The following is a 21,669-nucleotide window of genomic DNA, read 5'->3' as shown; positions in this document are numbered from 1 at the left end:
CCGAGTCGGCCCCAACGCGCCCCAGCCACCTCACACGGCGGGGCCCGCGGCGATCGTCGCCGGGGGCAGCACCTCGAAGGTCGCGCCGGGCAGGCGTTTCCGCATCACCTCGAACGCCGTCGGGCTGTCGTCGACGAGCACGTAGCGGCGGCCGAGCGCCCCGGCGACCGCGCCCGTCGTGCCGCTGCCCGCGAAGAAGTCGAGGACCCAGTCGCCCTCACGCGACGACGCCTGCACGATGCGCCGGAGGATCCCCTCGGGCTTCTGCGTCGGGTACCCGGTCTTCTCGCGGCCGGTCGGCGACACGATCGTGTGCCACCAGACGTCCGTCGGGAGCTTGCCGCGCTCCCGCTTCTCCGGAGTGACGAGCCCCGGTGCCATGTAGGGCTCGCGGTCGACCGCCGTCGAGTCGAAGTGGTACCGGGCCGGGTCCTTCACGTACACCAGGATCGTGTCGTGCTTCGTCGGCCAGCGGGAGCGGGACTTCGCGCCGTAGTCGTACGCCCAGATGATCTCGTTGAGGAAGGCGTCACGGCCGAACAGCGCGTCGAGGAGGACCTTCGCGTAGTGCGACTCGCGGTAGTCCAGGTGCAGGTACAGCGTGCCGTCCTGCGCGAGGACCCGCCACGCCTCGAGCAGGCGGGGCTCGAGGAACGACCAGTAGTCCTCGAAGCGGTCGTCGAAGCGCATCAGGTCGCCGCGGACGCGTTCGTAGTTCCGGCCGTGGAAGCCCATCACGGGTCCGTCGGCCCTCGGGACCGCTGAGCTGGCGTGCCGGCGCTGGTACCGGCCGGTGTTGAACGGCGGGTCGAGGTAGACGACCGTGAACGTGCCGTCGGACAGGGTGGCGAGGGCGTCGAGGTTGTCGCCGAGGACGACCCGGTCCGGTGCCTCGTCTCCCCTGTTCACCCGATCATTGTCGCGCACACGGGCTCAGCTCTCGCACGTCACCGACGACACCTCGGCGTCGGCCGGCTGTCGGCCGTGGTCGTACGGCACGAAGACCTCGTTGTGGGTCGTGCTCGTCCCGTCGGCGAGCGGCTGCACGACCACGTAATCCCGCGAGTGCTGGTCCGCGACCTCGTCGAACACGTGCACCTCGATCGTCGCGGCGTCGCACGCGGACTCGGCGTCGAAGACGAACCCGTCGCACCCCCAGTCGTCACAGGCGGCCGGGAAGTCCGAGTCGGGCAGCTCCACCCCGGCGTCGTAGGTGCCGATCGGGTAGGGCGCGGACCCCGCGCTGACGCAGGTCGGGTGGTCGAGCCCGGCGATGGTCTCTCCGCCGCGGAGCACGAGGGACAGCGGCACGCCAGGTGACAGCGAGACGAACCGCTCCTCGGTCCGGGTCGCCGGCGCGTTCGCATCCGGGCCGAACCGGACCGTGACCTTCGCCTCGCATGCGGCCGGCGCGGTGAGCGACCAGGCCCAGCAGTGCGCCGGGTCCGTCCGGCCCGCCATCGCGACCGCGCAGTCGGCCTGCAGCGCCGTACCGTCCTCGAGGACGGCGTCGACCGCGACCGTCGACGGGGCGGGCGCCGGTGTCGGATCGGTGTCCGGGGCGGGGTCGGTGTCCGGATCCGGCGACGCCGATGCGGTCGACGGCGCCGGGGCGTCGTCCTGCAGCCCGAGGGCGAGCGTCTGGCCGACCCCGCCGACCGTCTCCTGCACGAGCGGGACGACGGCCACGGAGGCACCCACGATGGTCACGACCGCCGTGGCCGTTGCCGTCACGGCGACCGCGATCCGGTTCCGACGTCGCACGGGCGAGCGGCGCTCGTCCCCGGACGCCTCGACGAAGGGGAGGGCTCCGGGGACGCCCCAAGCGGCCTCGGGGTCGATCGGGTCCGCTGCGCGACGCTCGCGGGCCACGGCGACGAGGCGGTCGGCCAAGGCGGCACGACGGACGCTGCTCGTGATCGCGACGGCGGCTCCGCCGACGACCGGCACCAGACCGAGTCCGGCGAGCCCGCGGAGTTCTCCGCCGAGGACGGACACGGTGACGACGACGGCGATGCCCACCAGGACGAGGGCGAGTCCGACCAGGGTCCGTCGATCGCGCCAGACCGCGCGCCGGTCCGCCTCCCAGAAGCGCCAACCCTGCGGGGCAGCCGGGAGGCTCGGGGCCGGGACCCAGCCGCGAGCCGGCTCCGCCAGGTGGTGACGTTCGACCCATGCGGCCGACGGCGTCGGCCAACCGGGTGGGGTGCGGAATCGGGGCTCGACGTCGACGGGGTGCTGCTCGGTCACGCGCCGAGGGTAGCGGTCGTCACGGCAGGCGCACAGGCCCCTCTTCGGGCTCGCAGGGCTTCGGGCTCGCAGGGCTTCGGGCTCGCAGGGCGAGGCGTCCGCTGGTCAGGTGCGTGCCGCTGCCCCCGGCTGGGCGTCCGCGTCGGGGGCGTCCGACGACGAGCACGTGATCTGCGTGATCGTCGCGTCGCCGGCGAAGGACTCCACCCCGCCGGCGAAGACGGTCACGGGGACGCTGCTCTGCAACGGCGCACCGATCACCAGGTCGTGGGGATCCGGCACGTCGCGCCACTCGTCCGTGACCAGGAACTGGACCGAGGCGTCCGCGCAGTCCTCGCCCGGACGGAGCGTCCAGCCGATGCACCCGGTGAGGTCACACCCGTCCGGCTGCTCCTCGTAGGCGAAGTCGTCGGCCGGTGTCTGGTCGACGTCCACCCGGTGCGGGACGTCCCCGAGACACGAGGCGGTGTCGATGCCGCTGTAGTCCTCGTCCCCGAGCTCAGCGATGTACAGGGGTCGGCCCGCGGAGACGTGCACGGCACGGGTCACGGTCCTGGTGTCGTCCCCGAGCGCGGTGTCGGCGAACCCGATCGTCACGGAGAGGTCGCAGTCCGTCAGCGCGTCGACCTCCCAGCTCCAGCAGTTCGAGTCACCGGGTGTCGCCGCGCAGGTGGCGTCCCACGCGTCGTCGCTGACCTGGGTGATGTCGATCTGCCCGTCGTCCGAGGTGTAGGGAGCCGCGAGCTCCTCGTCCTCGGGGAGGTCGCCACGAGCGCTCCCGACGACACCGGCCAGGGACTGCCCGGCGTCCGTCACGACCGGGGCGACGCCGGCCGATGCGCCGACCACGAGTGCGGCCGCGGCGATGGCGGCCGTGATGCCGGTGGCCACGCGGGCCGACCTCCCGAAGCCGGCCCGTGCCGCCGGGGCCGAGACGGAGGTCGATCCCCACACCCCGGCCGTTGCGGCGATCGACCGCGCCGTGTCCGTGGCGAGGTCCCACCACCGCACGCAGGACACGACGTACAGCGCTCCCCCGGCCGCGATCGGGGCGACGGCGAACACCGCCGGCACGTCCGCCGCCGTCAGCACGACGACGCCGACGATCCCGAGGACCAGCAGCACGAGTCCCGCCACGCCGAGCAGCTCGATCCGCCGCCGCCGCGTGGGCATCGCGGCCCGGAACGCCCGACGGTCGGCACGCCAGAAGCGCCACCCGGACGGCGCGGGCGGGATCCCGGGGCCAGGGGAGAACCCCGGACCGGGTTCGGCGAGCTGGTGCGCCGCGACCCACTCGGTGGACGGCGTCGGCCACCCCGGAGGCGTCCGGAAGCGGAATGGCGGGCGGTGGTCGGTCACCCGCTGACGCTAGCGAGGCACACAGCGGGCGCACAGGCCCCTCTTCGGGGCCGCGGCGTAGCGTCGTCGACATGGCACTGGACGTCCGGAACGACACCGATCAGCAGCAGTACTCCCTGGTGGAGGACGACACCGTGATCGGGTTCGCCGCCTACGAGATCGCCGACGACGAGATCCGCTTCGTGCACACCGAGGTCGACCCCGCGCACCGGGGAGGGGGCCACGCCTCGGTCCTCGTGCAGCACGCGCTCGACGACGTCCGCTCGGGCTCCTCGCGCCGTGTCGTGCCGCAGTGCAGCTACGTCGCGGCGTGGATCGAGCGGCACCCCGACTACCAGGAGCTCACCACCCGCTGACGTCGTCGGTCAGGCGGCCGTCAGGTGGGTGGGCCGTCAGTTGGGTGGGCCGTCAGTTGGGTGGGCCGTCAGTTGGGTGGGCCGTCAGTACTGCCGGTCGTGGGTCCCGGCGCGTGCCTCGTGTCGGCCGCCGGTCCCCCTGACCGTCGGCACCTTGATGAGCACCGTCCCGCTCAGCAGGTCGTGGTCGTCATCGGCGGGCGTCGGTGCTTCACGGGGCAGGCGGGCCTGCCGTTCGTACTCCGCCTGGGTCTCGTGGCGCGTCGGCGCGAAGACCTCGTCCATCATCGAGACGACTCCACCGGATCCCCCGCTGCTGGTCGACTTGTTCGACAGGTCGATCCACCCCAGACGATCGGCGATCCACGTCACGACGACCGCAGCGGCCACCGCCCCCAACAGGATCAACCAGTTCACGCAAGCGAGGCTACGTGGCGCCTCTGGTCGGCGGATCAGCCGCGCGGAGGATTCTCATGATCCACACGTCTCGTTCTTGGGGATGACGTCCACACTCGAAGTGCGGCGGCCGGGAACCCCCCTCTCCCGGCCGCCGACCACCTTTCCCGACGATCTACGGGACGCGCTGGAGCCACTCCTTGGTCGCGAACTTCGACTCGACGAGCTCCTGCGCCCGCTGTCGTTCGGCGTCCGTGACCGCTCCCGGCGTCGCGCCGTAGAGCGTCGTGAAGGTCCCGATCAAGGACTCGATGATCGCCGCCCGCGACAACCCCGTCTGCGACCGCAACGGGTCGACGCGCTTGGCGGCCGAGGTCGTGCCCTTGTCGCTCATCTTCTCGCGACCGATGCGGAGCACCTGGACCATCTTCTCGCCGTCCATGTCGTAGCTCATGGTGGCGTGGTGCAGCAGCGCCCCGGTGCCGAGCCGCTTCTGAGCGGCGCCGCCGATCTTGCCCTTGGTCGAGGTGATGTCGTTGAGCGGCTGGTAGTACGCGTCGATGCCGAGGGACTTCAGCGCCTCGATCACCCACTCGTCGAGGTACGCGTACGAGTCAGCGAACGTCATGCCCTGCACGAGGTCGGTCGGGACGTACAGCGAGTACGAGATGATCGCGCCGGCGTCCATGAACATCGCGCCGCCGCCGGAGATCCGCCGGACCACCTCGACGCCGTACTTCGCGGCGCCCTCGGGATCGACCTCGTTCTTCAGCGACTGGAAGGAGCCGATGACCACCGCGGGCTGGTCCCACTCCCAGATGCGGAGGGTCGGCCCGCGTCGGCCGGCACCCACCTCCTCGGTGAGGACCTGGTCGAGGGCGAGGTGCTCGTTCGGGCTGATCGGCCCCTCGTGGATGATCTGCCAGTCGTAGTCGCGCCACGTCGACGCCCGGGAGAGTGCCCGGCGGACGGCGACGCCGACGGACTCCGGCGTGAAGCCGAGCAGCACGGCATCAGCAGGCAGGGCAGCGCGGACGGCTGCGGCGATGCCGGCGGCGTCCGTGGTGGCAGGCAGCCCGTTCACGGCGGCGTCGATCAGCGGGAGCGCGTCGTCCGGCTCGAGGAAGAAGTCACCCGCCAGCCGGAACTCCTGGATGGTGTCGTCGACCACGTCGAGGTCGACGACGACGAGCTTTCCGCCTGGGACCTTGTACTCACCGTGCACGGTTCGACCCTACGCGCAGCGGCCGGTCAGCGAGCGCCCCGTCAGCGAGCGACGCGCCCCAGCCACGCGACCAGGTCCGCGACGACCTCGTCCCGGTTCGTCTCGTTGTAGATCTCGTGCCGAGCGCCCTCGTAGACCCGCACCACCACGTCGGTCAGCCCGCCGCGACGGCGGTACGCGGCTGCCAGCTTCTCGACGGAGCGCGGACCACCGAGGCTGTCGTCGGACCCGACCTGCAGCAACACGGGGACGTCGTGCGGGATCCCCCGGCGCGGCACCCCGAGCAGACGCAGCGTGTCCGGCAGCCCGAACAGCCCCATCACGTCGGCATCGACCGTGAGCGGGTCCGCGTCGAACGCGTCGGCCACCGCCCGGTCCCGGCTGAGCCACTCGAACCGGGTCGGACCGAGCGCGGCGTGCCGCTTGTTGAGGTCGCCGCCGTTCATCCACCCGGGCAGGCGGTACGCGGTGGCCGACAGCACGACGCCGTCGTACGACTCGCTCGAGGTGTTCAGGATGCGCTGCGCCATCAGCGACCCCCACGACTGCCCGAACAGCACGAGCGGGACACCGGGGGTCTCCTGCCGCGCCACGGAGGTCATCTGCTCGACGACGTCGATCGCGGCCCGGAGCCCGCCGACGCCGAGCCTGCCGAGCTTCGCGTGGTCGCCGTCCCACTGCCCGAGCCCGGTCCGACCGTGACCGCGGTGGTCGTTCGCGACGACCGTCCAGCCGGCACGGACGAGCTCCTGCGCGAGCCGCTCGTACCGGAGCGAGTGCTCACCGACGCCGTGGGCGATCTGCACGATCCCCTTCGGCCGCCCGGCGCGCCAGGTCGAGTAGACGATCTCGACACCGTGCGCGTCGACGAACGAGGAGTCGCCGCGGGCGGCAGAGAACGTGGGCACGTGAGCATCCTCGCAGACGACCGGACCGACCGGACGGCCAGACGGCCTGACGTGTTCACCGGGCGTTCACCCGAGCGCGTCGCCGCGGGCCTACCGTCGCCGCCATGGACGTCCTCGTCATCGTCGTGCTCGTGATCGTGGTCGCGCTCGTGTTCGACTTCACGAACGGGTTCCACGACACCGCCAACGCCATGGCCACGTCGGTCGCCACGGGTGCACTCAAGCCCCGGACCGCCGTGCTCATCTCCGCCGTGCTCAACATCGTCGGCGCGTTCCTGTCCACCGAGGTCGCCAAGACCGTCTCGCAGGGCATCATCCGCGAGGGACAGGACGGCATCCACATCTCGCCGACGATGATCTTCGCCGGGCTGGTCGGCGCCGTCCTCTGGAACCTGGCCACCTGGTACTTCGGGCTGCCGTCGTCCTCGACGCACGCGCTGTTCGGCGGGCTCATCGGGGCGTCGATCATCGGCGCCGGCCTGAACTCGGTGGACTGGGCGACCGTCGTGTCGAAGGTCGTGCTGCCCGCGCTGCTCTCCCCCGTGATCGCCGGCGTCATCGCCCTGGTCGCGACCTACTTGGCGTACGCCCTCACGAAGAACGCCACGACGCACGGCGCTGCGACGGGGTTCCGACACGGCCAGACGATCTCGGCCTCGCTGGTGTCCCTGGCGCACGGCACGAACGACGCGCAGAAGACGATGGGCGTCATCACGCTGACCCTCATCGCCGCGAACTACCAGGACGCCGGCACCGGACCAGCGCTCTGGGTGATCCTGGCGTGCGGCCTCGCGATCGGCCTGGGCACCTACATGGGCGGGTGGCGCATCATGCAGACCGTCGGCAAGAAGATCTCCGACGTGCAGTCCCCGCAGGGCTTCGCCGCGGAGACCAGCTCGGCCGCGACCATCCTGGTGTCCTCCCACCTCGGGTTCGCGCTCTCCACCACGCACGTCACGAGCGGCTCGGTGATCGGCTCCGGGCTCGGCAAGAAGCTCGCGGACGTGCACTGGAACGTGGTGAGCCGGATCGTCGTCGCGTGGGTGATCACGCTCCCGGCTGCAGCGGTCGTCGGGGCGCTCGCGACCTGGCTCGCGTCCACGTCGGTGATCGGGCTGATCGCCGTCGCCGTCCTGGCGCTCGCGGCCGGGCTCACCTTCTCCACCTTGGCGAAGCGCCGGCCGGTCTCGCACGAGGACATCACGACGGACGAGACCGAGCGCGAGCCGGTCGAGGCCAAGGGCTGAACGGGAGACGACGATGGACATCGACTTCGGGAGCATCGCGATCGTCGCGGGCGTCGGGTTCGTGGCGGCGGTCGGCGTCGTGCTGGTCTACACACTCGGTCTGCGGCTGCTCGGGACGGGGCAGCCGGTCGACACGGGCGGCGAGCGGACGCAGTACAGCGAGGAGACCCCGCGGTCCGGGCACACACCCCCGATCGCCCTCGCCGGCGCCGGCCTGTGCTTCGCCGTCTGCATCGCCGCCGTCCTGTACGGCATCTGGATGACGATCCCCCAGTTCCACTGACGGAGACGCAGCGGAACGCCTGTCGAGCCGGCGGCACGCTCGCCTGCGATGATCGGACCGTGACCGCCCATCGCATCGACGCCTCGCTCGACACCGCCATCGACGTCTTCACCGCCGAACGGCATCCGGTGCTCCGCGTCGCGCCCGGAGACACCGCGACGATCCGCACACTGAGCGCGGCGGGCTACACGGAGCGCCAACAGCACGCGGGCGACCACCCGCCGACGCTCATCGACGGACGGCGAGGGCACTGCCTGGTCGGCCCGATCGCCGTCGAGGGTGCCCGGCCGGGACAGGTCCTCACCGTGCGGTTCGACGACCTCGTCCCGGACGACTGGGGCTACACGGGCTCCGGCGGCGTGGACACACCCGTCAACCGGGCGCTCGGTCTGACCCAGGAGCGCGGCCCACTCCTCTGGGACATCGACGCCGGCACGGGTGTCGCCCGCAACCAACTCGGTCTCGGCGTCCGGACGGCGCCGTTCCTCGGGGTCGTCGGCGTCCCGCCGGAACCGACGGGTGAGCACTCGACCATCCCACCGCGACCGCTGGGCGGCGGGAACATCGACTGCCGCGAACTCGTCGCCGGGTCGACCCTGTACCTCCCGGTCACGGTTCCGGACGCGCTGCTCTTCGTCGGCGACGGACACGCGGCCCAGGGCGACGGCGAGGTCTCCGGCACGGCGATCGAGTGCGGCATGACGGCGACGGTGACGCTGTCGCTCCTCGACGAGGCTCCGGTCGACGGCATCCACGCCGACACCCCTGCCGGGCGCATCACGTTCGGCTTCGACGCCGACCTGAACGCCGCGACGACGACCGCCCTCGACCGGATGGTCGACTGGATCGCCGGCCTGCACGGCATCACCCGCTCCGAGGCGCTCGCGATGGCCAGCGTCGCGGTGAGCATGCGCGTCACCCAGGTCGCGAACCGGACGTGGGGAGTGCACGCCCTGCTCCCCCACGACGCGATCACGGCCTGAAACCACGCGCGTTCCTGCCCATGTCGCCCGACGTGGAAAGCGGAATCGCGCGTAGGAGGTCGGAACTTCCGACCTCCTACGCGCGATTCGACTTCCTACGCGCGAAAGAGCCTGCACACGGAACGGTCAGTGGGCGGAGTAGCCGCCGTCGACCAGGTGGTAGCTGCCGGTGATGAACGAGGCCTTGTCGCTCAGCAGGAACAGGACCAGCGCTGCGACCTCGGCGTCGGTGCCGAGGCGCTTCGTGGCGTGCTCCTCCTCGAGGGCGCTGATCGCCTCCGGGGTCATCGCGTTCCGCAGCAGCGGGGTGTCGATGAAGCCGGGGCCGACCGCGTTCGTGCGGACACCCTGGGCCGAGTACTCGAGCGCGGCGACCTTGGTGAGCCCGGCGAGCGCGTGCTTCGACGCGACGTAGGCCGCGTTCTGCGCGATGCCGACGGTGCCGAGCACGGACGCCATGTTGACGATCGAGCCGCCGCCGGAGGCCAGCATCGCCGGGATCTCGTAGCGGAGCCCGTAGAAGACACCGTCCAGGTCCACGGCACGGACGCGGTCCCACGCGGCGATGTCGTACTCGCCGATCTTCTGCGGGGCGGCGCCGATGCCGGCGTTGTTCACGGCGAGGTGCAGCGCGCCGTACGTGTCGACCGCGAACTGGACGGCGCGCTCGTTGTCGGCGGCGACGGCCGAGTTCGCCTCGAACGCGGTGGCGGTCCCACCGGCCTGCTCGATCTCCCCGACGACCCGCTGTGCTGCGTCGAGCTTGATGTCGGTGACGACGACCTTCGCGCCCGCGGTGGCGAGCTCCTTCGCGATGGACTCGCCGATACCGCTGCCACCACCGGTGACGATGGCGACCTTGCCCTCGAACTCGGACATGAACTGCTCCAATCTCCTCGACAACACCTGTTGTCTACGGTCCAGAACGATACACCTGCATAGATGATTCCCGACGGCAACAAGTTCGTTCGCTGAACTAATTTGCTAGGCTAACGATCGTGACCATGCCCGAGACCACCAAACGCTCCGCGCCGCACGCGTCGCTCAGCACGGACTTCCGCATCGCGGTGAACCGGTTGTCGCGGACCCTCCGCGCGCAGAAGGCCGACACGACGGTCAGCGACGCGATGTTCTCGGCACTCGCCCGGCTGCACCGCGACGGCCCGATGACCCTCGCGGAACTCAGCCGGAACGAGGGCGTCACACCCCCGTCGATGACGAAGACCGTCGCCGCGCTCGTCGACCGCGGGCTGCTGTCCAAGGGCGGGCACGGCGACGACCGCCGCAAGGTCCTCATCGGCGCCACCCCGGCCGGTGCCGACTTCGTCGTCGAGACCCGCCGCCGCCGCGACGGCTGGCTCTCACCGCGCATCGCCGCACTCACCCCGGCCGAACGGCGCGTCCTCGCCGAGGCCACCGAGATCATGAGGAGGCTGGCCCACCAGTGACGGCCATGTTCCGGTCCCTCTCGGGACGCAACTACCGCATCTGGTTCGCAGGTGCCCTGGTGTCGAACGTCGGCACCTGGATGCAGCGGACCGCGCAGGACTGGATCGTCCTGACGCAGCTCACGCACGACAACGCCATCGCGGTCGGCATCACCATGGCACTGCAGTTCGGGCCGCAACTCCTCCTGCTGCCCTGGACCGGACTCGTCGCCGACCGCTTCGACCGCCGCCGCACGCTCATGGTGACCCAGGCCCTGATGGGGATGCTCGGCCTCGGGCTCGGCATCATGGTCGTGACGGACACCGCCACGCTGCTGTGGCTCTACGCCTTCGCCCTGGCACTCGGCATCGTGGCCGCGTTCGACACCCCGGTGCGCCAGGCCTTCGTCTCCGACGTCGTCACCGGCGAGCACGTCGCGAACGCCGTCGCGCTGAACTCCGCGTCCTTCAACGCCGCCCGACTCATCGGGCCGGCAGTCGCCGGCGTGCTCATCGCCGCGATCGGTTCCGGCTGGGTGTTCATCATCAACGCGGCCTCGTTCGCCGCGGTCCTCGGCGCCCTGCGCTTCGTCGACCCCGAACAGCTCGCGGACCGGGTCCGTGCAAAGCGTGGCAAGGGGCAGATCACCGCCGGCTTCCGGTACGTCCGCACACGCCCCGACATCATCGTGGTGCTCTGCATGATCTTCGTCGTCGGCACGTTCGGCGTGAACTTCCCGATCTTCACCTCGACGATGGCGCGGGTGGAATTCCACAAGGGTGCAGGCGAGTTCGGTCTGCTCAACTCCGTGATGGCGATCGGTTCGGTGCTCGGCGCGCTGCTGTCGGCACGACGGGACCGTCCACGGATGCGGCTGCTCGTGTTCGCCAGCGCCGGGTTCGGCCTGGCGTGCACGGCCGCTGCCTTCGCCCCGACGTACTGGACGTTCGCGATCGTCCTGGTGTTCGTCGGGCTCGCGTCACTGACCTTCATGACGACCGCCAACGCCCTCGTCCAGACCACCACGGCGCCCGCGATGCGTGGCCGGGTGATGGCGCTGTACATGGCGATCTTCGCGGGCGGCACCCCCATCGGCGCCCCGATCGTCGGCGCGGTCGCGGACGCGTGGGGCCCCAGGTGGGCGATCGGCGTCGGCGCCGCGTCCGGGTTCGTCGCGCTCGCCATCGCCCTGGTCTGGCTCGTCCGGTTCCAGCACTACCGCGTGCGCTACGACGCCGACAACCGCCTGCACATGGCCGTCACCCACTCGATCCCGGTGGTCGGGACGCGCGCATCGCGCGCCGAGATCCGGCAGGACCTCGAGCGCGACGAGGCGGTCGCCGACCGCTCCAGCGCCGTCTGACCCGGCCAGGAACCGGACGGGAGGCTCGGGGCGGGGCCGCCACGAGCCTCCCGTCCGGCGCGGCCTGCGCTCAGTGCGTCGGTTCCGCCGCCGCGAAGACGCGTGCGTCGAGCGCTCCGGCGACGCGGTCGGCGACCGCCGCGAGCCGCTGTCCCGCTGCGCGGGCCGCGTCGATCGCCTCGGCCGGCGCCAGCGCCTGGAGCGCGCGGCGGGCACCGCGGAGGTCATCGAGCTCCTCGGTCACGGCGGCGGGCGCGACGTCGGCGAGGCACTCCTCGGCGCGGAGCGTGAGGAAGAGCATCGAGCGGGGGCTGCGGTCGTCGAGCAGCAGGAACGCGGCCGCCTCGGACGCGGGGGCTCCCGACCCAGTCGCCCGCTGGAACGCCTCGCCCGCCCCGCAGGCCCGGAGCGCGGTCCCCCAGGACGCCGCGGACTCCGGGTCGAGCAGGTCGGAGGCCAGGAGCCTCGCGGTCGCGGCGCACCGTGCGAGGGACCGGCCGAGCGTGAAGAACTCCCACACCTCGTCGCGGCTGGCGTCACCCTCGACGACACCGATCGCCAGGGCACTGCGCTCGCGGACCCACCCCAGGAACTCGTGCTCCCGGCCGGCGGCGATCTTGCGCGGCATCCGGGACCTCGTGACGTTGAGGCAGTCCCACAGCTCGGTGGAGACGACGTCACGGGCCCGTCGAGCATCGTCCCGTGCCACGGCCACCGCTGCGGCGATCGAGGCGGGCTGGTGCCGGTCGAGGGCCAGGGACTCGAGGGTCGCGTGCCGATCGAGGGCCGTGGCGGGACGGACGGTGGCACCGGCGACCACGCGGAGCTCACGGCTGACGATCCGCTCCCCCGAACCGGAGGCCGCGTCGGACCGCGCCAGGTACACGTCGAGCAGCCGTGCGAGCACATCGGCTCGTTCGATCGCGGCACCGACGCGGAACACACTCCCGGCGAGTCGGCTCAGCACCGCGGCTCCTGCATGTCGCGAACCTACTGACCCCTCGTTGCAACGGTGTTTCCGGGCCGCGTCACGGGTGTTGCGCCCGAAACCCGTGCCGTCATCACTAGACGCTCTAACTAGATCGTCTAGCATTGTCGCCATGACGACGGAGGTGACGACACGCGCCACCGGGTTCTGGTACGACGACGGATCCCGGATCGACGCGGTCGACGTGCTGAACGCCCTCCGGCGGTACCGCACCGCCGAGAGCGCATCCCAGCGCCGGGCGCGCGAGGCCCTCGGCATCGGCGAGAACGCGATGGCGGCGCTGCGGGTCCTCGTCGACGCCGACGCCGCCGGCCGGACGGTGAACGCCAAGCAACTCGCGGAGCGGCTCGGGATCACCGCCGCGTCGACCTCAGCACTCGTGGACCGACTCGTCCGCACCGGTCACGTCGAACGCCACCCGGACCCGACCGACCGACGCGGCGTCATCCTCAGCGCGTCCGGACCCGCGATGCGCCGGGCACTGCTCGTCATCGACGACCTCGAGTCCAGGACCCTCGGGGTCGCTGATCGGCTCTCCACCGAGGATGCCGCTGTGATCGTCGGGTTCCTCGACGAGATGACCGCGATGGTCGACGCTGTCGACTCCGGATCCCGCGCGTAGCCTGATCGCATGAGCGAGGCGCGGGACACCGATCACCCTCGGACGCACGTGCCCGAGGACGACATGCCCTTCGCCGAACTCGACAACCGGGCGCGGGCCGAGGCCGCACTCCGCCGCATCCGGGACGGCAGCGACCCGACCCGAGAGGCGTTCGACCTCGCGAACACCATGAACGACGAGGCCGTCGGGCGACTCGGGGCCCGTGTCAGGGGCTGGTTCCGCCGCTCCCGCTAGAAGGCCGTCCCGACCGCCGCGATGTCGTCGCCTCCGTGCCCGGCGGCACTCGCGTCCGCGTAGACCCGGCCGAGTGCGTCGAGGAGCGTCGTGGAAACGCCGGCAGACCGTGCCGCTTCGGTGATGAGGCCGATGTCCTTCCGGAGGCCGTCCAGCGCGAACTGCGCCGGGTACTCCCCCGACAGCATCGACTTCCCCTTGGTGTGGGCGTAGGCGGAGTCGCTCGCCGATCCCTCGATCGCCCGGAGGAAGAGCTCCGGGTCGATGCCGAGCCCCTTCGCGATCGCCAGGGACTGCCCGGTCGCGGCCGTGATCGAGGCGATCCACGCGTTGGCGGCGAGCTTCAGCGCGGTCCCTTCGCCGACACGGTCGCCGGCTCGGACGGTCTTCGCGCCGATCGCGTCGAGCACGGGATCGATGCGGTCGAGCACCTCGGCGGGACCGGCCGCGAGCATCGTGAGCTTGCCCTGTTCCGCGGGTGCCTTCGTGCCGAGCATCATCGCCTCGACGAGGGTGATGCCGTACTTCGCGGCGATCTGCACGATCGTCTCGGTGCCGTCGACCCCGACGGTCGAGCACTGCACCCAGACCGCGGTCGCCGGTGCCTCGCCGGCGGACTGCTCGAGGACGTCGACCACCGCGTCGGTGTCGAACAGGGTCAGCAGGACGACCTCGGCGTCCGCGACGGCAGCGCCCGGGTCGTCGGCGACCGTCGCTCCCTGGTCGCCGAGCGGCAGCGCACGTTCGCGGCTGCGGTTCCAGACGGTGACCTCGTGTCCGTCGCGGAGCAGCGACCCCGCCACGCCGGCTCCCATGGCCCCGGTTCCCAGTACCGTCACGCGCACGTGCGTCCTCCGTTCCGTCGCGACACCCTGTCGTCGACGCATCGCACGCTACGCGCCGCGGGTCAGAGCAAGCCGCGGGCTCCGAGCCAGGCGGCGGGGTCGCGCGGGACGCCTCCGACGATGACCTCGAAGTGCAGGTGCGACCCGGTCGACACCCCGGTGCTGCCGACGGCGCCGATCCGCTCGCCGGCAGCGACGACCTGGCCGACGCGGACGCCGATCTGGGACAGGTGCCCGTAGCGCGTCTGGGTGCCGTCGGCGTGCTGCAGGAGGATCTGGTTGCCGTACCCGCCGAACACCCCGGCCGAGACGACCGTGCCGGGCATCGCCGCGACGACGGTGGTCCCGGTCGGTGCTGCGAAGTCGAGCCCCTGGTGGTTGGTCGAGCACGCGGCACAGCCCTGCACCCAGCGCCCGCCGAAGCCGCCGGCCGCCGGGATCGTCCCGGCGACCGGTCGCACCACCGAGACGCCAGGAGCAGGCACGCCGGCAGCCCCGACCAGACCCCGGGCGGCCTGCGGAGCACGAGCGATCGAGAAGCCGTCGCGGTCGACGGAGAGGGCGACGCCGTCGGGGGCGACGTACTCCTGCGTGTCCATCACCGCCATCCCCCGGTCTTCGGGCGGCGCCGCCATCGCGGACTGCGGTGAGGCGACCGTCACGAACAGGCACGCAGCGACCGCGGTCGCGGTGATCGGAACGGTCCTGGGGGTGCCGATGGCGCTGCTGATGCTGCGCAGCGGGATCGTGAGCGCCTGTCTGGCCGTCCGCAGTGCGAGGGCGGCAGGTGCGGGCCTGACCGGACGCAGGTCGCGACGGCTCGGCAGGACGGTGGGGGCGGGACCCGCCGGACGCAGGTCACGACGGCTCGGCAGGACGGTGGGGGCGGGACCCGCCGGACGCAGGTCACGACGGCGCGGCAGGACGGTGTCGGGACGGGCGAGTGGCGTCGCGACGGTGGCCGGACGGGAGGCTCGGATCCACTCCGCCCCGGATCCGTGCGTCACCCGCATCGTCGGCGCAGCAGCACGCGCGGTGTCGCGCCGGCGGAGGCGTTCTGCGGGCGTGGGTTCCGGAACGGCGGGAGTCGGCACCGCCGCTCCGGACATCGAGGACGCGACGGCTGCGTTCGCCGCGTCGCGAGCTGGGCCACGCGGACGCATCGGGAGGCCGTCGATCGTCATGTCGGGTGCCGTGACGGAACTCAGGAACGAACGACGCCGTCGGCGACGATCCGGTCGAGCTCGGTCACGACGGCGTCGACGACGGCGCGGGTGATGGCGTCGGCGACGGCTTCGACGAGGGCGAGCTGTTCGGTGCCGACGGCGTACCCCTTCGGGAGCGCGGCACCGATGCGGGCAGGGATGTCGTCGATGGCGGCGACGAGGGCGGCCGGGACGAGCGCAGACGGCGCGTCGACCGGGGCCGTCGTCGGCGAGGTCGGCGCCGGGGTGACCGTGGCGCGGACGGCGACGGGGCGCTCGCGGTGGCGGGCGATCGAGTCGAAGAGGGGCGTGGTCGACATGCTGCGTGCCTTCCGGGTCAGGTCTGCGATGCGCCTGGTCCGGTTCGGGCGGTCAGGCGGTGCCGATCGGCACAGCCCTATTCAATCACTGATATTTCGTATGTGCAATAGGAGTCGTCGAGGACGCGTCGATCAGTCTGGTTCGACAGCCTCGCTCGGGTCGTCGCGGTGCAACACGCGTCGCACCCGCTCGACGATCGTCGCCGGCGGGTTGTTGTACGCGTTCGCCGGCTCCTGCCCGCTCATCTCCTGGATGGCCGCCATCACCGCATCGGTGGCGTGACGCCTCGCCCGACCGGACGACGCCTCACCGAAGGTGGACAGGTCGATCGGCTCGCCGAACTCGATCGTCACGCGGGCGAGCTTCGGGATCCGAGAACCGACGGGCTGGACGTCCTCGGTGCCGGTGAGCGCGACGGGCACGACGGGCGCACCACTCGTCAGCGCCAGCCATGCCACGCCGGTCCGACCGCGGTAGATCCGGCCGTCCAGGGAGCGTGTGCCCTCGGGGTAGATCGCGAAGGCCTCGCCCTCGTGCAACCGTGCGAGGCCGAGGTCGAGGGCGTGCTGCGCCGCTGCTCCGGCTCCCCGCTCGACCCCGATGGCACCGATGCCGCCGAAGAACGCGCGGGACAGCGCGCCGCGGAGCCCCTTGCCCGTGAAGTACTCCTGCTTCGCGAGGAACGAGACCTTGCGCGGCGCCATGATCGTGATCGCCGGAGAGTCGATGAACGACCGGTGGTTGCTCGCGAGGATCACCGCGCCGCGCTTCGGGACGTTCTTGCGGCCGATGATCTTCGGGCGCCAGACCACGCGAGCGAGCGGCGCCACCACGGCACGCGCGAGCACGGTGGTGAACATCGTCGAACCGGGCACCTGCTGCCTCCTCGTGGCGGGAGGTTCCGAGTGTAGTCAGGCGCCCACGGGTTCCATGCCGCGCGGGGCATGGAACGGCGGGTCACTCGGCGGCGGCCACCACGTCGAGCACGGCACGTCCGTACGACTCGAGCTTCGCGGCACCGACACCGGAGATCTCGGCGAGCTGGTCGACGTCGGACGGTCGAACGGCCGCGATGCCCCTGAGGGTCGCGTCGTTGAAGACCACGTACGCCGGGACGCCCTGCTCGCGGGCCTGTGCCGCACGCCAGGAACGGAGCGCCTCGAACAGGCCGAGCGCTTCCTGCGGCATGTCGGAGACCACCTGGCGGCGCGATCGGCCGGCACGGGGCGCCCTGACCGGGTCACGACGCATGAGCACCTGCACGCGTCCACCGAGCACCTCGGCGCTGCTCTGGCTGAGCACGAGCGTGCCGTAGCCGTCGCCGGACACCGCGGCGTACCCCTGCGCGAGGACCTGCCGCGCCACTGTCCGCCACTCGCCCTCGGACAGCTCCGACCCGATGCCGAAGGTCGCCAGGGACTCGTGCTGGAGCTCCTGCACGCGGGGCGACTGCTTGCCGACGAGGATGTCCACGAGGTGCGCGACGCCGTACCGCTGCCCGCGCTCTCGATCGAGCCGCACGATCGTCGACAGGAGCTTCTGTGCGGGGACCGTGCCGTCCCAGGACTCCGGCGGGGCGATGCACGTGTCGCAGTTGCCGCACGCCGTGGACTCCTGCCCGAAGTACGCGAGCAGCCGCACCCGGCGGCACTCGATGGTCTCGCACAGCGCGAGCATGGCGTCGAGGTGCGCGCTGAGCTGCCGACGGTGCGCCGCGTCCCCCTCGGACTGGTCGATCATCCGGCGCTGCTGCACGACGTCGTTCAGCCCGTAGGCGAGCCACGCCGTCGACGGCTGCCCGTCACGACCGGCACGACCGGTCTCCTGGTAGTAGCCCTCCACCGACTTCGGCAGGTCGAGGTGCGCCACGAACCGGACGTCGGGCTTGTCGATGCCCATCCCGAACGCGATCGTGGCGACCATCACGATGCCCTCTTCGCGGAGGAACTGCGACTGGTTGCGCTCCCGCACCCGCACGTCGAGGCCCGCGTGGTACGGCAGCGCCGGGATGCCCTGGTCGACGAGCGCCGCGGCCGTGCGCTCGACGGAGTTGCGCGACAGGCAGTAGACGATGCCGGCGTCGCCCTTGTGCTCCGTCCGGATGAACGTGAGGAGCTGCTGCAGCGCCCCGGTCTTCGGCTCGATGCGGTACTGGATGTTCGGCCGGTCGAAGTCCGCGACGAAGTGCGCCGCGTCGTCCAACCCGAGGCGGGCGGAGATCTCGCGGTGGGTCTGCGGCGTGGCGGTGGCGGTCAGGGCGACGCGTGGCACGGTCGGCCAGCGCTCGTGCAGCACGCTCAGTTCGAGGTAGTCCGGACGGAAGTCGTGGCCCCACTGCGCGACGCAGTGCGCCTCGTCGATGGCGAAGAGCGCGATCTGCGCACGGTCGAGCAGCGCACGGGTGGACTCGAGCCGCAGCCGTTCCGGCGCGAGGTAGAGCATGTCCACCTCGCCCTGGACGACGGCGCGCTCGACCCTGGCACGCTCGTCCGGGCCCTGCGTGGAGTTGAGGAACGCGGCCTTAACGCCGTTCGCCGCGAGGGCGTCGACCTGGTCCTGCATGAGCGCGATGAGCGGCGACACGACGACACCCACGCCGTCGCGGACGAGCGCGGGCACCTGGTAGCAGAGCGACTTGCCGCCACCGGTCGGCATCAGGACGAGGGCGTCCCCACCGGTGACGACGCGGTCGATGATCGCCGCCTGTTCGCCGCGGAAGTCGTCGTAGCCCCACACCCGGTGCAGGACGTCGAGTGCGGCGGCGCGCGACGGCGACACCGCGGGGGGCGCGGCAGCGGCCGAGGTGGTGCTCATGCCCACGAGCCTACGGGCGACCGGCGACACCCAGTGCGTTGTCCACAGGGTCGGCCACGGCGGTGGAGCCGGCCACGCCCTCGGAGCGAGCGGGCGCGCCCGACCAGCCCGTGCCTCCCGGCCGGACCCAGCGCGACCCGCCTGCCCAGGCAGGCACCGGGCCGCGGAACCGCGGCGCCTCGGATCCTGGGAACCGGCGGTCGAGGCCGGAACGCCGGGCCGTGAACTCGATCATCCCCCAGTAGAGGAGCGAGGTGCCGAGCGTGATGAGCCAACCGACGGCGGACCCGTTCGACGAGTCGAGGTCGATCTTCGACCACCCGGGCGCCTGCAGCACGAAGATCGTGACGTTGTTGAGCGCGTGCTGCAGGATCGTGGCTTCGAGGCCTCCGGTGCGGAGCACGATGATCGCCGCGATGAGCCCGAACGACCCGACGTCGAGGATGCCCCAGATGTTGTAGCCGTTCGGGACGTGCAGGATCGCGAACACCACCGTCGAGACCAGCACGGCGATGACGGCGCCGGCCTTCCGCAGCGGGATCCACGCGCCGATCGTCTGCATGAGGAAGCCGCGGAAGACGTACTCCTCTGCTGCGGCCTGGAACGGCACGAGCAGCACCACGAGGACGATCGTGAGCGTCAGGGTCCCGAGCGTCACGGTGGACTGACCGATCGCGTCGGTGTTCCAGTGCACCCCGGACCCGTCGACCGTGTACGTGCCGGCGGTCTGGATGCCGACCATGATGAGTGCCAGGACGAGGAGCGGCAGCAGGCAGCGTGCCATCCACCCCCAGCGGACCCGCATCCGCACGCTCGACAGCTGTCCGATCGGTCCGAGTCGGGCGATCCGCACCGCGATCATGATCGACGGCAGCAGCACCACCAGCGACACGATCGTCATCGAGAGGACGACCGGGTCGGTCGGGTCGAGCGCGCCGGACGACAGCTGGTCCTGGAACGCTCTGAGCCCGTCCGGGCCGCGCTGCACGCCGATCGGCACGAGGTACGCGACCGCGATGAGGACCTGCGTCGCCAGGTAGAACCCGAGGAAGACTGTCAACGCCAGGAGCGGTCGCCACCAGCGCCAACGGCCGTCGACCCGGAACATGCGCTGGTAGGGAACACTCACGCTGGGCAGGCTACCGGGCGGGGCAGGATGGGACCCGTGCTCACCGTGATGCTCGGCCTCAGCGGCGCGCTCGTGTACGGGTTCGCGGACTTCCTGGGTGGGCTCGCGTCGCGGCGCGTCCGACCCGTGACGGTCGCCGCGATCGCCGCCGCCGTGGGCATCGCGCCGCTCCTGGTCGGGCTGGTCGTCGTCGGGGCACGGTTCTCGTGGCAGGCGACGCTGTGGGGAGCGGTCGGCGGGGTCTCCGGCGGCGTCGGGGTGCTGCTGCTGTACGCCGCCCTCGCGATCGGGCCGATGAGCGTGCTCTCACCGCTGACCGCCGTGTTCTCCGCCGTCGTCCCCGTGGTGGTCGCGTTGATCAGGGGAACGGTGCTGTCGCCGGTGGCGATCGGCGCGCTGGTGGTCGCGGTGGTCGCGGTCGTGCTGGTCGCGTCGGTGCGGGACGCCGGGGGCGCTCGGCTCACCACGCGTGGCGTGCTCGCGGCGGCGGTCGCGGGGTGCGGGTTCGGCGGGATCGTGCTCGCGTTCAACGAGACCCCTGGGGACTCGGGGGTCGCGCCGCTGCTGGTCGCGCGGGTGCTGCAGGCGCTCCTGCTGGGTGCGGCGGCGGTGCTGTCGGCGGGGGCGGCTCGGTCGGCGGCGGCGGCGCGGTCGGCGCGGGCGGCTCGGTCGGCGCGGCCCGCGCGGCCCGCTCGGCCGGCTCGGTCTGGAGGCTCGGTGGTCGTCGCGTCGTCGGCCGCGGCCGACGGGGTGGCCGGGTCCACGGCCCGCGGCGGCTCGGTCCGTCGGCTCGCGCTGGTGATCGTGGCGTGCGGGGTGTTCGACGCGATGGCGAACGTGTTCATCCAGGCCGGACTGCACTCGAGTACGGACCCGGCGACGCTGCCGGTGATCAGCGTCCTCAACGCGCTCTACCCGATCGGCACGGTGGTGCTCGCGGGCCTGGTGCTCCGGGAGCGGCTCACCGTGCTGCAGGGGCTCGGGATCGGGTTGGCGCTGGCGGCGTCGGTCGCGCTCGCCCTGTCCTGACCGGCTTCGTCCCCGGCGGGGGTCTCGTCCCGCCGAAACGACGGTCTCCGCCCACACACTCCCGTGCACCCCGCGAAAGCGACTGCCTGCCGCCGGACTTCGGCCGGGATCTGTCGCTTTCGCGGAGGACGGGGCGGGGCACGGGGCGGGGGCAGGAGGCGGGCGGGCGGCGGGCGGGGCGGCGTCAGGCGTCGGGGATGAGGCGCTTGCCCATCGACACCGTGTGGTCGTCCGCGTAGCCGAGGGCCTCGTAGAAGCCGATGACCTGCTCGTTGCCGGCGCGCACCTGCAGGTTCAGCTTCGGGCAGCCCATGTCGGCGAGCAGCCGCTCGAACTCGGCCATGAACGTCCGCCCGAGCCCCGATCCCTGCAGGTCGGGCTGCACGGCGAGGTAGTTGACCCAACCGCGGTGCCCGTCGAACCCGGCCATGCCGGCGGCGACGAGCCGGTCGGCGCCCTCCGGGTCGGTCGCGACGAGGAAGAGCTCCGGCTGCACCGAGAGCTTGCGCGCGATGTCCTTCCGCGGGTCGTTCCAGGGTCGGACCAGGCCGCAGGTCTCCCAGAGGGCGACCACGGCCTCGGTGTCGTCAGGGGTGAACTGCCGGATGACGTACTGCACGACACCACGCTAACTGGGGTGTGCAGAACTCCGTCAGCGCGGCGTCCTCGTGGTCTGATAGACCT

At 71.8% G+C, this 21,669-nt stretch carries 24 protein-coding genes; 9 read left to right on the top strand and 15 right to left on the bottom strand.

From position 1 onward, the window contains the following. Positions 1-30: 30 nt before the first annotated feature. The 3 genes from QK288_RS06355 to QK288_RS06345 form a co-directional block, all read right to left on the bottom strand. A complete protein-coding gene (locus QK288_RS06355) occupies positions 31-909 on the bottom strand; it encodes a DNA methyltransferase (protein WP_281266964.1) in 879 nt (292 codons plus the stop codon). A 24-nt stretch (positions 910-933) separates the two neighbouring features. After that, entirely contained in the window at positions 934-2,250 is a 1,317-nt protein-coding gene (locus tag QK288_RS06350; RefSeq protein ID WP_281266963.1) for a hypothetical protein, read from the bottom strand. A gap of 105 nt (positions 2,251-2,355) precedes the next feature. Beyond that, the gene (locus QK288_RS06345) at positions 2,356-3,609 is read right to left on the bottom strand and encodes a hypothetical protein (RefSeq protein ID WP_281266962.1); all 1,254 of its coding nucleotides are present in this window, start codon (positions 3,607-3,609) and stop codon (positions 2,356-2,358) included. A gap of 71 nt (positions 3,610-3,680) precedes the next feature. Here QK288_RS06345 and QK288_RS06340 point away from each other — a divergent pair, with 71 nt between their 5' ends. Then, positions 3,681-3,965, top strand: coding sequence for a GNAT family N-acetyltransferase (locus tag QK288_RS06340; RefSeq protein ID WP_281266961.1), 285 nt, complete (start codon positions 3,681-3,683; stop codon positions 3,963-3,965). An 84-nt stretch (positions 3,966-4,049) separates the two neighbouring features. Here QK288_RS06340 and QK288_RS06335 read toward each other — a convergent pair whose 3' ends face one another. From QK288_RS06335 to QK288_RS06325, 3 genes are all read right to left on the bottom strand, one after another. Continuing rightward, positions 4,050-4,382: a hypothetical protein gene (locus tag QK288_RS06335; protein ID WP_281266960.1), complete on the bottom strand. Its 333-nt coding sequence runs from the start codon at positions 4,380-4,382 to the stop codon at positions 4,050-4,052. A gap of 154 nt (positions 4,383-4,536) precedes the next feature. Continuing rightward, complete coding sequence (locus QK288_RS06330) at positions 4,537-5,586, bottom strand: biotin/lipoate A/B protein ligase family protein (RefSeq protein ID WP_281266959.1); 1,050 nt, start codon at positions 5,584-5,586, stop codon at positions 4,537-4,539. 41 nt (positions 5,587-5,627) lie between these two features. After that, positions 5,628-6,494 (bottom strand): alpha/beta hydrolase, encoded by an 867-nt coding sequence (locus tag QK288_RS06325; RefSeq protein ID WP_281266958.1) that lies wholly within the window; start codon positions 6,492-6,494, stop codon positions 5,628-5,630. A 104-nt stretch (positions 6,495-6,598) separates the two neighbouring features. Here QK288_RS06325 and QK288_RS06320 point away from each other — a divergent pair, with 104 nt between their 5' ends. The 3 genes from QK288_RS06320 to QK288_RS06310 are packed head-to-tail and all read left to right on the top strand — an operon-like array spanning position 6,599 to position 9,007. Further along, entirely contained in the window at positions 6,599-7,741 is a 1,143-nt protein-coding gene (locus QK288_RS06320; protein WP_281266957.1) for an inorganic phosphate transporter, read from the top strand. A 13-nt stretch (positions 7,742-7,754) separates the two neighbouring features. Beyond that, on the top strand, positions 7,755-8,024 hold the full coding sequence (locus QK288_RS06315) for a hypothetical protein (protein WP_281266956.1): 270 nt from the start codon (positions 7,755-7,757) through the stop codon (positions 8,022-8,024). 59 nt (positions 8,025-8,083) lie between these two features. Next, a complete protein-coding gene (locus tag QK288_RS06310) occupies positions 8,084-9,007 on the top strand; it encodes an acetamidase/formamidase family protein (protein WP_281266955.1) in 924 nt (307 codons plus the stop codon). A gap of 126 nt (positions 9,008-9,133) precedes the next feature. On the opposite strand, the gene QK288_RS06305 is transcribed toward QK288_RS06310, so the two are convergent. Further along, positions 9,134-9,886 (bottom strand): glucose 1-dehydrogenase, encoded by a 753-nt coding sequence (locus QK288_RS06305; RefSeq protein WP_281266954.1) that lies wholly within the window; start codon positions 9,884-9,886, stop codon positions 9,134-9,136. A 125-nt stretch (positions 9,887-10,011) separates the two neighbouring features. On the opposite strand from QK288_RS06305, the gene QK288_RS06300 reads away from it, so the two are divergent. Both QK288_RS06300 and QK288_RS06295 read left to right on the top strand, forming a co-directional pair. Then, positions 10,012-10,455, top strand: coding sequence for a MarR family transcriptional regulator (locus QK288_RS06300; RefSeq protein ID WP_281266953.1), 444 nt, complete (start codon positions 10,012-10,014; stop codon positions 10,453-10,455). Further along, positions 10,452-11,798 (top strand): MFS transporter, encoded by a 1,347-nt coding sequence (locus QK288_RS06295; protein ID WP_281266952.1) that lies wholly within the window; start codon positions 10,452-10,454, stop codon positions 11,796-11,798. The genes QK288_RS06300 and QK288_RS06295 overlap by 4 nt, the downstream gene beginning before the upstream one ends. Positions 11,799-11,868: 70 nt before the next feature. Here QK288_RS06295 and QK288_RS06290 read toward each other — a convergent pair whose 3' ends face one another. Then, a complete protein-coding gene (locus tag QK288_RS06290; protein ID WP_281266951.1) occupies positions 11,869-12,765 on the bottom strand; it encodes an alpha-E domain-containing protein in 897 nt (298 codons plus the stop codon). 133 nt (positions 12,766-12,898) lie between these two features. Between QK288_RS06290 and QK288_RS06285 the strand changes: the two genes are divergently transcribed. Continuing rightward, entirely contained in the window at positions 12,899-13,408 is a 510-nt protein-coding gene (locus QK288_RS06285) for a MarR family transcriptional regulator (protein ID WP_281266950.1), read from the top strand. A 9-nt stretch (positions 13,409-13,417) separates the two neighbouring features. Next, the gene (locus tag QK288_RS06280; protein WP_281266949.1) at positions 13,418-13,642 is read left to right on the top strand and encodes a hypothetical protein; all 225 of its coding nucleotides are present in this window, start codon (positions 13,418-13,420) and stop codon (positions 13,640-13,642) included. Here the strand turns inward: QK288_RS06280 and QK288_RS06275 are convergent. From QK288_RS06275 to QK288_RS06250, 6 genes are all read right to left on the bottom strand, one after another. Further along, complete coding sequence (locus QK288_RS06275; protein WP_281266948.1) at positions 13,639-14,481, bottom strand: NAD(P)-dependent oxidoreductase; 843 nt, start codon at positions 14,479-14,481, stop codon at positions 13,639-13,641. The genes QK288_RS06280 and QK288_RS06275 overlap by 4 nt on opposite strands. A 68-nt stretch (positions 14,482-14,549) precedes the next feature. Continuing rightward, positions 14,550-15,671, bottom strand: a complete 1,122-nt coding sequence (locus QK288_RS06270; RefSeq protein WP_281266947.1) for a peptidoglycan DD-metalloendopeptidase family protein — start codon at positions 15,669-15,671, stop codon at positions 14,550-14,552. 20 nt (positions 15,672-15,691) lie between these two features. Beyond that, positions 15,692-16,012 carry a hypothetical protein gene (locus QK288_RS06265; protein ID WP_281266946.1) on the bottom strand — a complete coding sequence of 107 codons (321 nt, stop codon included), beginning with the start codon at positions 16,010-16,012 and terminating at the stop codon, positions 15,692-15,694. A gap of 132 nt (positions 16,013-16,144) precedes the next feature. After that, the gene (locus QK288_RS06260) at positions 16,145-16,873 is read right to left on the bottom strand and encodes a lysophospholipid acyltransferase family protein (RefSeq protein WP_281267667.1); all 729 of its coding nucleotides are present in this window, start codon (positions 16,871-16,873) and stop codon (positions 16,145-16,147) included. 97 nt (positions 16,874-16,970) lie between these two features. Next, on the bottom strand, positions 16,971-18,827 hold the full coding sequence (recQ, locus tag QK288_RS06255) for a DNA helicase RecQ (protein ID WP_281266945.1): 1,857 nt from the start codon (positions 18,825-18,827) through the stop codon (positions 16,971-16,973). Positions 18,828-18,837: 10 nt separating this feature from the next. Beyond that, a complete protein-coding gene (locus QK288_RS06250) occupies positions 18,838-19,956 on the bottom strand; it encodes a CPBP family intramembrane glutamic endopeptidase (protein ID WP_281266944.1) in 1,119 nt (372 codons plus the stop codon). A 36-nt stretch (positions 19,957-19,992) separates the two neighbouring features. Here QK288_RS06250 and QK288_RS06245 point away from each other — a divergent pair, with 36 nt between their 5' ends. Further along, complete coding sequence (locus tag QK288_RS06245) at positions 19,993-20,985, top strand: hypothetical protein (RefSeq protein WP_281266943.1); 993 nt, start codon at positions 19,993-19,995, stop codon at positions 20,983-20,985. A 184-nt stretch (positions 20,986-21,169) separates the two neighbouring features. On the opposite strand, the gene QK288_RS06240 is transcribed toward QK288_RS06245, so the two are convergent. Beyond that, positions 21,170-21,604, bottom strand: a complete 435-nt coding sequence (locus QK288_RS06240; RefSeq protein WP_281266942.1) for a GNAT family acetyltransferase — start codon at positions 21,602-21,604, stop codon at positions 21,170-21,172. Positions 21,605-21,669: the final 65 nt, after the last annotated feature.

Origin of the sequence: Curtobacterium sp. 9128 (assembly GCF_900086645.1) — a bacterium.
Classification (GTDB): Bacteria; Actinomycetota; Actinomycetes; order Actinomycetales; family Microbacteriaceae; genus Curtobacterium.
This window is presented reverse-complemented; position numbering and strand designations above follow the sequence as displayed.